At 57.0% G+C, this 16295-nt stretch carries 14 protein-coding genes and 1 other RNA gene; 10 read left to right on the top strand and 5 right to left on the bottom strand.

Features of this window, described 5'->3' with window-relative positions:
• Positions 1-92: 92 nt before the first annotated feature.
• From dnaB to QZ292_RS00120, 4 genes are read right to left on the bottom strand one after another with little or no spacing between them, the layout of a single operon-like run.
• Positions 93-1700 (bottom strand): replicative DNA helicase, encoded by a 1608-nt coding sequence (gene dnaB, locus QZ292_RS00135; RefSeq protein WP_294596051.1) that lies wholly within the window; start codon positions 1698-1700, stop codon positions 93-95.
• A complete protein-coding gene (locus QZ292_RS00130) occupies positions 1661-3445 on the bottom strand; it encodes a YgiQ family radical SAM protein (protein ID WP_294596173.1) in 1785 nt (594 codons plus the stop codon). The genes dnaB and QZ292_RS00130 overlap by 40 nt, the downstream gene beginning before the upstream one ends.
• A gap of 24 nt (positions 3446-3469) precedes the next feature.
• Positions 3470-4048: a type 1 glutamine amidotransferase family protein gene (locus QZ292_RS00125; protein ID WP_294596049.1), complete on the bottom strand. Its 579-nt coding sequence runs from the start codon at positions 4046-4048 to the stop codon at positions 3470-3472.
• 13 nt (positions 4049-4061) lie between these two features.
• Positions 4062-5264 carry an S-adenosylmethionine:tRNA ribosyltransferase-isomerase gene (locus tag QZ292_RS00120; RefSeq protein ID WP_294596046.1) on the bottom strand — a complete coding sequence of 401 codons (1203 nt, stop codon included), beginning with the start codon at positions 5262-5264 and terminating at the stop codon, positions 4062-4064.
• A gap of 38 nt (positions 5265-5302) precedes the next feature.
• On the opposite strand from QZ292_RS00120, the gene QZ292_RS00115 reads away from it, so the two are divergent.
• The 3 genes from QZ292_RS00115 (at position 5303) to QZ292_RS00105 (ending at position 8828) form a co-directional block, all read left to right on the top strand.
• Positions 5303-6502 carry a DUF2027 domain-containing protein gene (locus QZ292_RS00115; protein ID WP_294596043.1) on the top strand — a complete coding sequence of 400 codons (1200 nt, stop codon included), beginning with the start codon at positions 5303-5305 and terminating at the stop codon, positions 6500-6502.
• 339 nt (positions 6503-6841) lie between these two features.
• An RNA gene (gene rnpB / locus QZ292_RS00110) (RNase P RNA component class A) lies at positions 6842-7251 on the top strand.
• Between the two features lie 284 nt (positions 7252-7535).
• Positions 7536-8828, top strand: a complete 1293-nt coding sequence (locus tag QZ292_RS00105; RefSeq protein WP_294596041.1) for an IPT/TIG domain-containing protein — start codon at positions 7536-7538, stop codon at positions 8826-8828.
• An 89-nt stretch (positions 8829-8917) separates the two neighbouring features.
• On the opposite strand, the gene nadB is transcribed toward QZ292_RS00105, so the two are convergent.
• Positions 8918-10495, bottom strand: a complete 1578-nt coding sequence (gene nadB / locus QZ292_RS00100) for an L-aspartate oxidase (protein WP_294596038.1) — start codon at positions 10493-10495, stop codon at positions 8918-8920.
• Positions 10496-10670: 175 nt separating this feature from the next.
• On the opposite strand from nadB, the gene QZ292_RS00095 reads away from it, so the two are divergent.
• From QZ292_RS00095 to rsxA, 7 genes are read left to right on the top strand one after another with little or no spacing between them, the layout of a single operon-like run.
• The gene (locus tag QZ292_RS00095) at positions 10671-11114 is read left to right on the top strand and encodes a SoxR reducing system RseC family protein (RefSeq protein ID WP_294596034.1); all 444 of its coding nucleotides are present in this window, start codon (positions 10671-10673) and stop codon (positions 11112-11114) included.
• A gap of 2 nt (positions 11115-11116) precedes the next feature.
• Positions 11117-12025 (top strand): Fe-S cluster domain-containing protein, encoded by a 909-nt coding sequence (locus QZ292_RS00090; RefSeq protein WP_294596031.1) that lies wholly within the window; start codon positions 11117-11119, stop codon positions 12023-12025.
• On the top strand, positions 12018-13364 hold the full coding sequence (gene rsxC, locus QZ292_RS00085; protein ID WP_294596027.1) for an electron transport complex subunit RsxC: 1347 nt from the start codon (positions 12018-12020) through the stop codon (positions 13362-13364). The genes QZ292_RS00090 and rsxC overlap by 8 nt, the downstream gene beginning before the upstream one ends.
• A gap of 15 nt (positions 13365-13379) precedes the next feature.
• Positions 13380-14363 (top strand): RnfABCDGE type electron transport complex subunit D, encoded by a 984-nt coding sequence (locus QZ292_RS00080; RefSeq protein ID WP_294596024.1) that lies wholly within the window; start codon positions 13380-13382, stop codon positions 14361-14363.
• Between the two features lie 4 nt (positions 14364-14367).
• Positions 14368-15024, top strand: coding sequence for an RnfABCDGE type electron transport complex subunit G (locus QZ292_RS00075; RefSeq protein ID WP_294596021.1), 657 nt, complete (start codon positions 14368-14370; stop codon positions 15022-15024).
• Between the two features lie 9 nt (positions 15025-15033).
• On the top strand, positions 15034-15627 hold the full coding sequence (locus QZ292_RS00070; RefSeq protein WP_294596016.1) for an electron transport complex subunit E: 594 nt from the start codon (positions 15034-15036) through the stop codon (positions 15625-15627).
• Positions 15628-15663: 36 nt separating this feature from the next.
• Positions 15664-16236 carry an electron transport complex subunit RsxA gene (gene rsxA, locus QZ292_RS00065; RefSeq protein WP_294596013.1) on the top strand — a complete coding sequence of 191 codons (573 nt, stop codon included), beginning with the start codon at positions 15664-15666 and terminating at the stop codon, positions 16234-16236.
• The last annotated feature ends 59 nt before the right edge of the window (positions 16237-16295 follow it).

Here is a 16295-nt window from a genome sequence, read left to right as displayed (position 1 = left end):
TCCTATATTGCAGGGAACAAAAAAAGTCTGGTAAGACCGAAGTCTTACCAGACTTTTTTTGTGTTAAATCGCTGGAAAGTTTCCTGCTTTCATCAGAATGGCGGTTCGCTGTCGAATCCTCCGCCGGCCGAAGCGAACGGATCGATCGGCCCCGAACCCCCGGCAGGCCCTTCCAAGGTCGCCACACGTCCGCCCGCATCGAAATCGGAGTCGAAACCGCTCGACGCAATCGTGCTGTATCCGTCCAACCCTCCGCCCGCGATGCCTCCAAAACCCGTATCGTCCCAATCCACGAACTTCGCCTGCTCCTTCCGAAAACGCAGTTTGATCGTATCCACCGCCCCGTTCCGGTGCTTGGCCACGATAATTTCCGCCAACCCCTGAGTAGGCTGTCCGTCCTCGTCCATCGTCATCCCGTAATACTCCGGCCGGTGGATAAACGCCACGATATCGGCATCCTGTTCGATCGCCCCCGACTCGCGCAAGTCCGAAAGCTGAGGACGCTTCGTCCCGCCCCGCGCCTCGACGTTACGGCTCAGCTGCGACAACGCCAGAATCGGCACGTCCAACTCCTTGGCAATCGCCTTGAGCGTCCGCGAAATCGTCGCCACCTCCTGCTCCCGGTTCCCCCGGTTATCCGTCGTCCCGACCGTCATCAGCTGCAGGTAGTCGATAATCACCAGCTCGATGTTATGCTGCGCCTTGAGCCGCCGCACCTTCGAACGGAACTCGTAAATCGAAAGAGCAGGGGTGTCGTCGATAAACATCTGCGCCGCCGCCAACGGTTTGATCGACGTTTCGAGATGCTTCCACTCGTCCGGCGAGAGGCGGCCGTTCTTGATATTCTCCGACGTGAGCCCCGACTCGCCGATAATCAGACGCGTCATCAACTGTACCGAGCTCATTTCCAGCGAAAAGACCGCCACCGCCTTCTGGTAATCCACCGAAATGTTGCGCGCCATCGTCAGCACGAAAGCCGTCTTCCCCATCGCCGGCCGCGCCGCGATAATCACCAAGTCCGACGGCTGCCACCCCAGCGTCAAACGGTCCAAATCGGTGAATCCGCTCGGAATCCCGCTCAGGCCGTCCGGCTTCTGGGCCGCCTCCTCAATCTTCTGAATCGCCTTGCTCACAATATCGCGCGCACTCTGCACGTCGCGCCGGATATTCCCCTCCGCAATCACGAAAATAGCCTGCTCCGCCTGATTGATCAACTCCTCGACGTCGATCGAGTCGTCGAACGACTGTTTCTGAATCTCCGTGGAAGCCGAAATCAGCTGCCGCTGGACATACTTCTGCGCCACGATCTTGGCGTGAAACTCCAGGTGCGCCGCCGACCCGACCTTCTGGGTCAGCTCCGCCAGATAGGCCGGCCCGCCCACCATCGCCAGCTGCCCCTTTTTCTGAAGCTGCTGCCCGACAGTGTAGAGGTCGATCGGCTCGATCCGCGCCGAGAGGTCGAGAATCGCCTGATAGATAATCTGATGCGCCTCGCGATAGAACGACTCGGGCACCAGTATCTCCTGAATCCCGAGAATCGCATGCTTTTCGAGCATCAACGCCCCGAGCACCGCCTCCTCCAGCTCCACCGCCTGCGGAGGCGTCACCCCCATCTGCTGGCTCACCGCCGTGATCGACTCCGTCGCCCGGCGCCGGTTTGCTATTTTTTTGGCTTCCGGATCTTGTTTGTATTCTGCCATGGTCTTTCGTTTCGTTTCTTAACGCCCCCTTCGTGCCGAACCGCCGCCGGCCGTTTGTACCAGAAAAAATGGGCCTTCTGCCGCTCCTTCTCCTCCCGCGTGCGGGCCACGTAGAGTCGTTCTCCCGTATACGGATTCATCCCCGTGTAGAACATCACCGAGCTCAAGGTCATCGGCGTCGGCGTCAGATCCTGCACCTGTTCCAACCGGAAGTTCAGCCGTTTAGTAATCTCCGCCAGCTCCCGCATATCGTCCTCCGTACACCCCGGATGGCTCGAAATGAAGTAAGGTATCAACTGGTACGGCAGCCCCTCGCGTTCGCAAATCCCGCGGAACCGTTCGTTCAGCTGCTCGAAAAGCGCGAACGACGGTTTGCGCATCAACCCCAACACTTTGTCCGACGTGTGCTCCGGCGCCACCTTCAATCGCCCGCTCGTGTGGTACTTCACCACCTCGTCCAGGTACGGCGACCCGTCGAACAGGTCGTACCGAATCCCACTCCCGATATAGGCGTGCTTCACCCCTTTTATATTGCGAATCTTCCGGTAGAGCTCCAACAACGGCCGGTAGTCGTTATCCAAGTTCGGACAGACTTTCGGAAAGATGCACGAGGGCCTCGTACACCGCCCGCACAACTCCCGGTTCCGTCCCCCCATCCGGTACATATTGGCCGACGGACCGCCGATATCGGAAAGATTTCCCCGAAAATCGGCCATCTGCGTAATGCGTTCCACCTCGCGCAGAATCGATCCCTCGCTCCGCGACGAGATGAATTTTCCCTGATGCGCCGATATGGTACAAAAGCTACACCCCCCGAAACACCCCCGATGCAGATTGACCGAGTGTTTGATCATCTCATACGCAGCAATCGCCCCCTTCCCCTGATATCGCGGGTGGGGCAGCCGCGTGTATGGCAGGTCGAAACTGTGATCCATCTCGGCTTCCGTCAGATAAGGATAAGGCGGGTTGACCACCACATACCGGTCACCGACCCGTTCCGCCAAAACAGATGCCTCGACCCGATTGGACTCCGTCTCGATCCGGACGAAATTCTCGCCGAACTTCTCCGGCGACTCTACACACGCTTCATACGAATGCAGCAGGAACGCCCCCTCCGGAGCCCGATCCGAGAGATAAGCCACCTGCGGTAACCGCACCAACCGTTTGAGGTTGAATCCATTGTGCAACCGCCGGGCCACCTCGACCATCACCCGGTCGCCCATGCCGTAGGTCAGCAAATCCGCCCCGCTCTCGACGAGGAAAGACGGCCGCAAGCGATCCTCCCAATAGTCGTAATGGGTCAGCCGCCTGAGCGACGCCTCGATTCCCCCGATCACCACCGGCACATCAGGATAGAGCTGCTTAAGAATCCGCGTATAAACGAGGGTAGGGTAGTCCGGCCGTTGTCCGGCCCGTCCGCCAGGCGTGTAAGCGTCGTCCGACCGCCTGCGCCGCGTGGCCGTGTAGTGGTTCACCATCGAGTCCATCGCCCCGGCCGTCACGCCGAAAAACAGACGCGGTTTTCCCAGCTTCCGGAAATCCCGCAGGTCGTCGCGCCAGTTCGGCTGCGGCACAATCGCCACCCGATAGCCCTCGGCCTCCAGCAGTCGCCCGATCACCGCCGCCCCGAACGCCGGATGGTCGACATACGCATCCCCGGTGAAAAGAATGACATCCAATTCTTCCCACCCGCGCGCAGCCACCTCCTTGGCCGAAGTCGGCAGAAATTCGTTCGGTGAAACCATCATCGATCTGTATGCAACCACCGGTCAGGCGGTATAGAGCCCGTTTTTCTGGAAAGCGTAATCGGACTCGATCCGCTCCGGTGCATTGGCCTCCAGCAATAGCAGCAACTCACGAGAAAACTCCAGATATCCCGTCCCGTTCGCCGTTACCATACCCCCGTCGGCCACCGCCTGCCGTTCCACATAACCCATCTCGTTGGTGTACCGCTCGCCGCCCCACAGCTTCAACTGTTCCAGCGTATTGCCCGTATGCCGCACGTCATTCAGAAAGCCGTGCGCCGCCAGAAACGAAGCCCCATTGCAAATCCCCGCCACCACTTTGCCCCGTTCCCGCGCACTCTGCACCAACTCCACAACCCCCTTTGCCTCCTCCGACTGCCATCCGGTTCCGCCGATCAGCACCAGCGCGGCGTACTCCTCCGGCACGGTTTGAAAATCATAATCCGGCAAAGTCCGGAAACCGCCGATCGAGACCACCACCTCCCGCGTCGGCCCCACCACGCGCGGCACATACCGTCCTCCCGTCCGCAACCCGGCGGCCAGAAACGCGCTCTCCCAGTCGGCGTATTCATTCAACAAAACTAATAAGACTTCCTGTTCCATGTCTTCGATCTTCTTATTTTTCCGGCAACAGCAGCGACGAGTCCCCGTAACTCAGAAAACGGAACCCGTGCTCCAATGCGTATGCATAGATCTCGCGCCATCGCTCTCCGACCAAAGCCGAAATCAGGAGCAGCAGCGTACTCTGCGGCTGGTGGAAGTTGGTGATCAGCCCCCGCACCGTCCGCCACCGGTAGCCCGGCACGATCATAATCTCCGTCGCACCATGCAAATGCGTCAAACCCCGTTTCCGCATCCACCCGGCCAATGCCGCCAAAGGTGCAGAAGCATTCGCCAAGGTAGCCCCATTCTCGTAAGCCTCCCACTGGCCGACCACCCGTTCCGGTTCCGCATCCCCCCGAAGCAACACCCGCTCACCCAGCACCGCCAGCGACTCCAGCGTCCGCACCGACGTCGTCCCCACCGCCACGATCCCCGCCGTTTTTATCGCTTCGGCCAGCCGTTCGAGCGTCGCCAAATCGACCTGAAACACCTCGGTGTGCATATGATGCTCCCGGGCATCCGCCGCCTTGACCGGCAGAAAAGTCCCCGCACCGACATGCAGAGTCACCCGCTCCGTCCGAAATCCCCGCTCCGGCAGCGACGCGATGATCTCCGGCGTGAAGTGCAGCCCGGCGGTCGGCGCCGCCACCGACCCCTCCCACCGCGAATAGACCGTCTGGTAGCGCACCGTGTCGATCTCCTCGCTCTCGCGGCACAGGTAGGGCGGTATCGGTGTCCGCCCCAGCAGCTCCAGCAGCTCGCCGAACGTATGTTCCGATGTCCACGAAAACCGCACCGCTCCCCCCCCATCCGGCATGCGTTCCGCCGATAACATCCCCCCGTCGTATTCGATCGCCAAAGGCCCCTCTTTCCATTTTTTGGAGTTTCCCACGATACAATGCCACACACAAGCCCCCCGCACCGCAAATGCCCGTTCGTAATCCGCCGGCTCGGCCGGTTCGAGACAGAAGACCTCGATCCGAGCCCCCGTCACCTTGTGGAACAACAGCCGCGCCCGAATCACCCGCGTATCGTTGAACACGACCGTCACGCCGTCCGGCAGAAAATCGGCGACACGACGAAAAACACTCTCACCGATCGTCCCTCCGCGGTAGAGCAGGAGTTTGGAATCGGCCCGATCCGCCAGCGGAAAGCGGGCGATCCGCTCGTCCGACAGCGGATAGTCGAATTCCGAAATCGCTATTGCCTTCTCCATCAAAAACCGTTAATTTTGCACAAATTTAGCGATAAACTATGATTAAAGCAGGCAGTCGGGTAAAATTCGTATCGGATACGGGCGTCGGCATCGTGCGCTCGATCCAGGGGAACATGGCTTATGTCGAAGTGGAAGAGGGATTCGAAATTCCGGCCTTGATCAGCGATATCGTGGAGGTGGAGATCGAAGCCGAAAATGCGGCGATTGTCAAGATCGGCCCCTCCGATCCGAAACCCGCCGCTTCCCGTCAGACCGCCACGAGCGACGGTTCTCAGAAAAAACAGCGGGCGACGGTGCGGGGACTCAACAATTACGGACGGGTTTCACTGGCGGACGATTACGAAGACGACGAACCGATCGACCTCTCGAAACTCCGCCGCACTTCGGCCCAGACGGCCGAAGTGCGGGTAGACCGGACTCCGGCAGCACCGGAAAAGGCACCGTGGGAGGTGACGGATTATCTTGTGAAGCTGCTCTTCGTTCCGGCGGCCGATACGGACAAACCGGCCGAAACAGCAGATCTGGAGGCGTGGCTGGTGAACGACAGCAGCTACACGCTCTTCTACAACATCGCGAGGCGGGAACAGCGGGGCAATTTCGTGCGGACAATCGACAGCGGAACACTGGCGGCGGACTCCAAACAGAAAATCAAACTCTACCGGCGGGCAGAGCTGGCGGAGATTTCCACCCTGCATATCAGCCTGCTGCCCTACAAACCGACGGCGTTCGTACCGCGGGCGGTGGAGGCGTTCGACCTGGAACTCCACCCGCTGAAATTCGTACGGGCAGCCTCTTTCGTAGAAAACGACTATTTCGAAACTCCGGCCTTGGAATTCACCCTGGCTTCGTCGGACGAAACGACGGACGGCGCATCGCCGGTCATTCCGTCGAAAGCTCCGCAAAAAGAGTCCAAACCGAAAGCCGCCCCTGTCCCTCACAAGGCCTCTTCGAAAGAGGAGGAGGTGGTGGATTTGCACGCCGAGGAGATTCTCGACTCGACGGAAGGGATGGCATCGGGCGAGATACTCAAGGCACAGCTGGCACGTTTTACGGTGGCCCTCGACGGCGCTGTCCGGGCCGGCAGACAGAAACGAATCGTCTTCATCCACGGGGTGGGGAAGGGGAAGCTGCGGTATGAGATCGAAAAGGAGCTCAAACGCGGCTACCCGAAATTGCGGTATCAGGACGCCTCGTTTGCGGAGTACGGCTATGGGGCGATTATGGTTTTCCTGAAATAAATTGTACTACATTTATATTCCAATCATTGCGCCGGACGGAACCATACCTTTCTTGAAAGAAAGGTACCCAAAGAACTTTTAGTTAGCTACGCTATACCTCAGGCTCCGCAGTCTTCATTCTCTGCGATTGCTTTTGGGTCGGGGCAACGGCGCGCTTAATGAGAGCTAAACCCTATGCGCGCCGTTGCTCCCGGCCCAAAGAAGAGTCCGAGAGCTGGGCCGCCGGCAGCTTTAGGATGCGCAAGCATCCTCTAAAGTTTCTTTGGTTCTTTCTGTTCACAGAAAGAACAGTACCCTCCTGGGGTAAAGACCGGACATTAAATTAGTACAAATCATATAAAGCAAGGGGACTCTGCCGCTGCTGCCGACGCTTTCGAGTGAATCGGCAGGGGAGGAAAGTCCGGGCAACAGAGGGCACCGCACTGGTGAAACTGCCAGACGGGCGCGAGCTCGTGCAATTCGTAACAGAAAACAACCGCCTCGACCGGTCAAACGGCCGGGGTAAGGGTGAAAAGGCGGGGTAAGAGCCCACCGGTGCCGGCGGCGACGCCGGTAGCCGTACGAACTGCGGGTTGCAAGACCATGTACACCGATGTCGAGACGCATCTTCCGGGGTGTGTTTCCGAAGGACGGCCCGTCCGAGTCGGGGGGTAGGTTGCTGACGATCCGGCGGGCGACCGCCGGGCTGGATAAATGGCAGAGGCCGTGGCGACACGGTACAGAACCCGGCTTACACCCCTTGCTTTTTTATTTTTTACTACCTTTGTGACAAACAAACGATAATTCTGCCGATGAGATAAACCCCTCCTTAGGACATACATAAAAGCGTTAGCTTTACTTCTTGTTTTCCAAAATCGCCAATTTTGAAACACACCCAAAAAGTAAAGCGGTAACGCTCACGTGGCGACACGTGGGCTTTACTTATTTGGGTGTAAGGTGTTTGGCGATACCTGGAAAACAAATAAGATACAAGGCCCACGCTTTTTGTTTGTATACGTTTCCTTTTTACTCACCAAAAACAAACAAAAAAGCCATGAGAAAAATTCTCGTACTGTTGAGTCTCGGCCTTGTCGCCCTGACCGGATGTAAGAAAGATTCTTCGTCGTTGGAAGAATCTTTGATTGCGAACCTTGTCATGCCGGAGGGGCCGTTCGCGCCGGGCGCATCGGTAACTATCCAAGGGTCGGGCTTCACCTCTGCGGACGAAATCTGGTTCCGCGCTCAGACCAAAGCCGACGGCGACATTCAAGCCACGGTAACCCATCAGGCCGCCAACGAATTGACCTTCACCGTGCCACAGGTTCCGGCAGGCGAACATGCCGTAGTGTTGAAGCGCGGCACGCAGGAGATGCCGCTCGGCAAGCTCACCGTTTCCGAAGCAGCCACCAAGCTCTACGGCTTCGGTGGGACTAACGACAGCGGCTCCTACATTCTTTGGGAGGTCGACAAAGCCACAGGCGAACTGAACGAAATCGTAAAATTGCCGGATGCAGACAACGAAATTTGGGATTCTCCGGTCGTAAATCCGGCAGATAGGAACATCTATATCTGCAAATGGACCGAACTGGGAGATTACATGGAAAATACCATGCAACTCGACCTCTATCGTATCAACCCGACCACCAAAACGCTGGAACTCGTCGGGGAACTTCGTGATGCAAAAGAGCAAGAAAAAGAGTATTTCAGTTACTCTTTATACGTGATCGAGAACAAGCTGCACGCCATGATCGAAAAATACAGCAACGATGAAGACAACGAAGAGTCATTCTACTCGTTGGTTTCGATCGACACGGAAACGGCAGAACAAACCTTGGTGGCCGACTTCGGATCGCTGAACGAAGCATTGAGCCTGCCCGCCTCTACATCGGTATCCATAGAAATCGGAACGGATGAGGAGGTCGGTTTGTGTTACGATCCGGCTTCAAAAAGCTCGATGTGGATTACCAATTTGGTTAAACTGGATATTGCTAATCAAAAGATCATCGCCGGAGAAAGGTTCAATGAGTATGTGAATTTATTCTCAAAAGATGGACAGGTCTGTGGGGCGTTTTATAACGAAACGACAAACAGCGTAAATTTCCGGCCGATCGACACCGAGAAACTGACCGTTGGAAACTCGCTCGGAAACATCACTCTCCCGGCGGCCGACGATTTTGATGACTTCTGGTGTTATGACGCTTCCACCGGAAAAGCATTCGGGCAGTTCTGGAAAGATTCCGGTACTGAAAATGAACATTTCGTTTTCGGTGCCTTTGACTTCAACGCTCGGCAATGCATCGAGATCAAAGAATACGCACCGGGAATCTGGTTCGACCTCTTCCAGTAGCCGCACGCGGCATTTACTCTAAAAAACAGCGGGTCGTCTTTTCCGAGATAGGGAAAAGACGACCCGCCCTTTTTGGATAAAGGCCTCGCTCAGAACCGCGACAGCATCGGGTAGTCCAGCGAGAAGTGCAACCCCACGCTCTCCTTGAGCTGCTGCGCCTGCTTGATAATCAAATACCCGACGGCAATCATATTCCGCAACTCGCACAGGTTTTTCGACAGCGTCGACCGCCGATACAAGTGCTCCGTCTCCTCGTAAATGATCTGCAAACGGTGCATCGCCCGCTCCAGCCGAATATTCGACCGCACGATCCCCACGTAATTCGACATGATCTGTTGCACCTCCTTGAGGCTCTGCGTAATGAGTACCATCTCCTCCGGATGCGACGTCCCTTTGTAGTCCCAGTCCGGCAACCCCTCCTGCAACGTCAAGCCGCCGATCACCGACAGCGAATGCCGCGCCGCCTGTTCCGCATAAACCACCGCCTCGATCAACGAATTGGAAGCCAGCCGATTGGCTCCGTGCAACCCCGTCGAAGCTGTTTCCCCGATCGCATAGAGCCGTTTAATGGAAGTCTCGCCGTTCATATCCACCTTCACCCCTCCGCAACAATAGTGCGCCGCCGGTACCACCGGAATGAAATCCCGCGTAATGTCGATCCCGATCGACAGACACTTCTTATTGATATTCGGGAAGTGGTCTCGGGTAAGTTCCGGATCCTTGTGCGTCACATCGAGGTAGACGAAATCCTCGCCCCGGGTCTTCAGTTCGTGGTCGATGCTCCGCGCCACCACATCCCGCGGCGCCAGCGAACCCATCTCGTGATACTTCTGCATGAACTCCTCGCCGTCCTGCGTCCGCAGAATCGCCCCGAAGCCGCGGATCGCCTCCGAAATCAGGAACGACGGCCGCTCGCCCGGATTGTACAACGAAGTAGGGTGGAACTGGATGAACTCCATGTTCTCGATAATCCCCTTGGCCCGGTGCACCAGCGCGATGCCGTCGCCCGTCGCCCCCGCCGGATTGGTCGTCGTGTGGTAGACGTTCCCCGTCCCGCCCGTCGCCAGCACCGTCACCCGCGCCCGCACCGTAAAGACCTCCTTGGTGTCCAGCTCCAGGACATACGCGCCGTAGCACTCCGTTCCCGGAATCGACCGCTTCACCAGCTTGCCCAAATGGTGCTGGGTCAGCAGATCGACGGCAAAATGCCGCTCCAGAATCTCGATATTCGGATGCTCCCGCACCCGATCCACCAGCCGGTTTTCGATTTCGGCCCCCGTATAGTCCTTGTGATGCAGAATCCGGTGTTGTCGATGCCCCCCCTCGCGCGCCAGCTCGTACCGTTTCGGATCGTCCGCCCTACGGTCGAAGTCCACCCCCCAGTCGATCAACTGTTCGATCTGCCGCGGCGCATTCCGCACCACCAACTCCACCACCTCCCGGTTATTTTTGTACGAACCGCAGACCATCGTGTCTTCGATGTGCTGTTCGAAATCGTCCGGCGCATAGGTCACGCTGGCAATCCCTCCCTGTGCATGATACGTATTGGTATCGTCCAGCCGGCTTTTGGTCACGAGCAGCACCCGTCCGTGATCGGCCACCTTCAGCGCATAGCTCAGCCCGGCCACACCGGAACCGATCACCAAAAAATCGCACTCTCTGTTCATACTATATATAAAGGTAAGTTTTTCGATTTAGGAACGGGTAAAGTTACGCATTATCGGCGGAAATATCTGCCTATATTTGCATCGTCTTTTCCTAAGAATTTTCATCGGGCATAACGAATTTTAATTCCCGATTCCCCGAAAAACTTATTAATTTTGTGACTGCAATTCGACCGTCATGAATCGAAACCGGGAACCCATCCGCCAAAGCGCCACTGTCATTCGCGTCGATCAGACGGGGATCGAGGTCGAAGTGTGCCGGCCCGAAGCATGTGCGGCATGCAGGGCCCGGAACGTATGCAGCGAGTTGGGAGTTTCGGAGGAGGGAGGACGGCGGATGACCCTCGTGAACGACGGACAGGGATATGCGGTCGGAGAACAGGTAACCTTGGTGATGCGCCGGGCAGCGGGATTCAAAGCCGTCATAATCGCCTACTTCATACCGGTCTGTCTGATCGTGGCCGCGCTGCTGATTTTCCAGCAGACGGGCGTGCGAGAGACGGTGGCAGGAGTGGTTACGCTGGGCATTGTCGGAATTTATTACCTGGTTGTCAGACTCTTTCGGCAGAAGCTGAGGGGAGAGATGACCATTCAAATCGAAAAGAAATCGAACGATAATTAGACATGGATGGAACGTTGATTTACACCTGGACCGTCGTGATACTGGTGGTTCTGGGGCTGGTAGCGGCCGTGGTGCTCTACTTCGTGGCGCAGAAATTCAAAGTGTACGAAGACCCGCGGATCGACCAGGTCGAAGCGATGCTGCCGGGTGCCAATTGCGGCGGATGCGGATTTCCCGGTTGCCGCGGGATGGCCGAAGCGCTGGTCAAAAACGACGACATTTCGTCGCTCTACTGTCCGGTGGGCGGGGCGGCAACGATGAAAACCGTCGCCGAATTTCTCGGCAAAGCGGTAGCGGAAAAGGAACCGATGGTGGCTGTCGTGCGGTGCGGAGGAACGTTCTGCAACCGGGCCCGGATCAATATATTCGACGGGGCGAAGTCGTGTGCGGTCGAAGCCTCGCTGTATGGCGGGGAGACGGGCTGCACCTTCGGATGCCTCGGGAACGGCGACTGTACGCGGGTTTGTAACTTCGACGCCATCCACATGAATCCGGAAACGGGACTGCCGGAGGTGGACGAAGAGAAGTGTACGGCTTGCGGGGCGTGCGTGAAAGCGTGTCCGAAAGGCATCATCGAACTGCGCAAGAAGGGGCCGAAAGGGAGACGGGTCTATGTGAACTGCGTGAATAAAGACAAGGGGGCGATTACGCGGAAGGCTTGTACCGTGGGGTGCATCGGATGCGGCAAGTGCGTGAAGACCTGCCCGTTCGAAGCGATTACTTTAGAAAATAACGTCGCTTATATCGATCCGGCGAAGTGCCGGATGTGCCGGAAATGCGTGGCCGTTTGTCCGACGGGAGCGATCGTGGAAGTCGGCTTCCCGGCGCGCAAACCGGAAACGGACACAGCGGCGGCTGCAACAACTCAGGAAACCAAAACGGCTGCGGAAGGAGGCGAACAACATGCTTAAGACTTTCAGACTGGGTGGCGTTCACCCGCACGACTATAAAATCAGCCGCGACGCGGCGATCCGGGTATTCGACGTGCCGGCGTCGGTGACCATTCCGCTGGGGCAGCATATCGGCGCGCCGGCAACAGTGACGGTACAAAAGGGGGATAAGGTACGCGTAGGGGATGTGATCGGGATGGCGACCGGATTCGTTTCGGCCAATATCCACTCTTCTGTATCGGGGACGGTGACGAGTGTGGATGCAGTTCCGGACGGGGCGAATTTGCGGAAGCCGGCCGTTACGATTGCGGTCGAAGGGGATGAGTGGAATCCGGAGATCGACCGGACGGATACCTTAATTAAAGAGTGCACGCTGGAACCCAAGGAGATTATCGCACGGATTGCAGCGGCGGGGATTGTGGGGCTTGGAGGGGCTACGTTCCCGACGCAGGTCAAACTGTCGGTGCCACAGGAGAAGGTGGCCGAAGCGCTTATTATCAATGGCGTAGAGTGCGAACCGTACCTGACGGCGGACTACCGGCTGATGATGGAACGGGGAGAGGAACTTTTGGTGGGGTGCCGGATCTTGATGCGGGCCTTGGGAGTAGGGAAGTGCTACATCGGCATCGAGAACAACAAGCCGGAGGCGATTGTCAACCTCAGAAATCTTATTTCCGCGAACGAATACGAGGGGATCGAGGTGGTGCCGCTGAAGATGCGCTATCCGCAGGGGGGAGAAAAGCAGTTGATCGCGGCGATTATGAAACGGGAGGTACCGAGCGGGGCGCTGCCGATCGATGTCGGGGCGGTAGTGCAGAATGTCGGGACGACTTATGCCGTGTACCAGGCGGTACAGAAACGGCGACCGATTGTGGATCGGGTGGTTACCGTTACGGGGAAATCGCTGGCCAATCCGTCGAACTTGCTGGTGCGGATCGGGACACCGATCAACACCTTGATCGAGGCGTGCGGCGGGATGCCGGAAGATACGGGGAAGGTGATCAACGGGGGGCCGATGATGGGACGCGCCATGGCCAATATCGAAGCACCGGTGACCAAAGGGACTTCGGGCGTGCTGCTGATGGACGAAAAGTCCTCGGTGCGGGGACGGGAGATGCCGTGCATCCAGTGCGCCAAGTGTGTGGATGCCTGCCCGATGGGCTTGGAACCCTATCTCATCTCGAAACTCTCTCGTCTGAGACTGTACGACCGGCTCGAACGGGAACGGACGGCGGATTGCATCGAATGCGGCTGCTGTGCGTTCACCTGTCCGTCCAACCTGCCGCTGCTGGACTACATCCGTCTGGGAAAAGCGGAAACCATGAAACTCATTCGTGCCCGACAGGCGCAGGCCAAATAAAGAATTTTCATCCTCATGAGTAATAGAATCGTAGCTCCTTCGCCCCATCTTCACGGGGACTTTTCCACCCCGCGGATCATGCGGGACGTGGTAATCGCATTGGTGCCGGCATTCGCATTTTCGGTATTCGTTTACGGCTGGTCGGCCGTGTTCGTCACCGGTATCGCCATCTGTTCCTGCATGCTGTTCGAGTGGCTCATCGACCGCTTCATGCTGGGCCGTTCGTCCACGTTGGGCGACTGGTCTGCGGTGGTGACCGGCACCTTGCTGGCTTTCAACCTGCCGGCCACGATCTCGCCATGGCTCATTATGCTCGGCGCGTTGGTGGCGATCGGCATCGGCAAAATGTCGTTCGGCGGACTCGGACGGAACCTCTTCAATCCGGCTTTGGTGGGACGGGTGTTCTTATTGATTTCGTTTCCGGTGCAGATGACCCTGTTCCCGGATACGCCGGGGGTAGATGCCATTACGGGTGCTACACCGCTGGCTTTTGTCAAAGAAGCTTTGAAGACGGGAACACCGGTAACGGAAATTATGCCGAACATCGACCTCGGCGGGATGCTCCTCGGGTTTAAGGACGGATCGATGGGGGAAATCGGAGCCGTGGCTCTGCTAATCGGGGGCATCTATCTTCTGATCCGGCGGGTGATTACCTGGCGCATTCCAGTATTCGTTTTGGGGACGATGCTGGTTTTTGCCTCGATTCTGTGGCTGGTCGATCCGACCAAATATATCAATCCGCTGTTCCACGTATTTGCCGGGGGGGCGATGCTGGGGGCTATTTTCATGGCCACCGACTACGTGACCTCGCCGATGACGAAAGGCGGACAGGTAATTTTTGCCATAGGTATCGGCCTGATTACCATCCTGATCCGTGTATGGGGGGCTTATCCGGAAGGTATTTCGTTCGCCATCCTGATCATGAACGCCACCGTGCCGCTCATCAACATGTACATGAAACCCAGTCGTTTCGGTGGTAGCAACGCTAAAAAGAAGTAGAGCTATGCAAAGTTCACTCAAGAATATGGTGATTGTGCTGGGAACCATTACGTTGGTGGCCAGCGCTGCGGTCGGAGGCATCTACCTGCTGACCAAAGAGCCGATCGAAACAGCTCAGGAACAAAAAATCAACGACGCCATTGCAGAAGTGCTGCCCGAATTCGACAACGTGCCGGCGACGGAAGCGATCGAACTCGAAATCGACGGGAGCATCGTAAACATCTATCCGGCATCCAAGGATGGGAATGCGGTGGGATATGCCGTCGAAACCTTCTCGAAAAAGGGATTCGGAGGCTTGATGACCTTGATGGTCGGCTTCCTGCCGGACGGGACGATTAAGGATATCTCGGTCATCTCGCACGCCGAGACGCCTGGACTGGGAGATAAGATCCAGAAGTCCAAATCGGATTTCGCCGTCCAGTTCGAAGGGAAAAATCCCGCATCGTTCCGGCTTGCCGTGCGGAAAGACGGGGGAGATGTGGACGCGATTACGGCTTCGACCATCTCGTCGCGAGCCTTTACCGATGCGGTGGAACGGGCATATCTCGTCTTGCAGGCACATTTGCAGGGCGAGTCTGCGGAAGAGGCGGTAGAAGCCGTTTCGGGAGCCACGGCAACCCATCATACAGAGAGCGAAAATCAACACGAAGAGGGGAGGTAAGAGAAAGTCATGACTAAACTGCAACTGATTACCAAAGGGTTAATTAAAGAAAACCCGACATTCGTCCTGCTGCTGGGGATGTGCCCCACCTTGGGGACGACCACCTCGGCGATTAACGGGATGAGCATGGGACTCGCCACGATGTTCGTCCTGATCATGTCGAACATCGTCGTATCCTTAGTCAAAAACGTGATTCCGGCGAAGGTGCGGATTCCGAGCTTTATCGTGATTATCGCATCGTTCGTGACCGTCGTACAACTCGTGATGCAGGCCTATGTGCCGGATTTGTACAATACCCTGGGGGTATTTATCCCGCTGATCGTGGTGAACTGTATCATTCTGGGACGGGCCGAAGCTTTCGCCTCGAAACACGGGCCTTTCGCCTCGATGCTCGACGGCTTGGGGATCGGACTGGGCTTTACCTGCTCGCTGACCTTGCTCGGGATCGTGCGGGAAATGCTCGGGGCAGGCTCGGTGTTCGGAGCCAAGTTCCTGCCGGCGGGGATGGACGGTATTCTGATCTTCGTTCTCGCACCGGGGGCATTTATCGCGTTGGGCTACCTGCTCGTGCTCTTCAACAAATTCACCGCCCGGCTGCGGTAATCGGCTCTTAGTTCTCTTTGATTCGGAAAAACGACTATGGAATATTTCGTAATCATCATCAGCGCGATTTTCGTCAATAACATCGTGCTGGCGCAATTCTTAGGGATCTGCCCGTTCCTGGGCGTCTCGAACAAAGTATCCACCTCGATGGGGATGGGGATGGCAGTGACCTTCGTGATGACCATCGCATCGCTGGTGGCTTATGTCCTGCAATACGGCGTGCTGGTTCCGCTGGGGATCGAATACATGCAGACCATCGTCTTTATTCTCGTGATTGCGGCGTTGGTGCAGATGGTCGAAATCGTGCTCAAAAAGGTGAGTCCGGCATTGTATCAGGCTTTGGGGATTTTCCTGCCTTTGATTACCACGAACTGTGCCGTGCTCGGGGTAGCTATTCTGTTGGTGCAGAAAGAGTTCAACCTGGCACAGAGCGTAGTATTTTCGGCCGCGACCGCTTTGGGATTTACACTGGCTTTGGTACTCTTTGCCGGACTGCGCGAGAAGCTGGAAATTACCGACGTGCCGAAAGCATTCAAAGGGGTGCCGATCGCTTTGATCGTGGCGGGGATTTTGGCCATGGCCTTTATGGGATTCTCCGGATTAGTATAAGAAAACGCACGACAACGACGCTCCGAATCCCTGTCCCTCTGCGCCCGAGTTATTTGCGC

This window comes from uncultured Rikenella sp., from assembly GCF_910577125.1.
In the GTDB taxonomy this organism is placed as follows: domain Bacteria; phylum Bacteroidota; class Bacteroidia; order Bacteroidales; family Rikenellaceae; genus Rikenella.
Note: the sequence above shows the minus strand (reverse complement) of the source record. Positions and strands in the feature narration are given on the sequence as shown.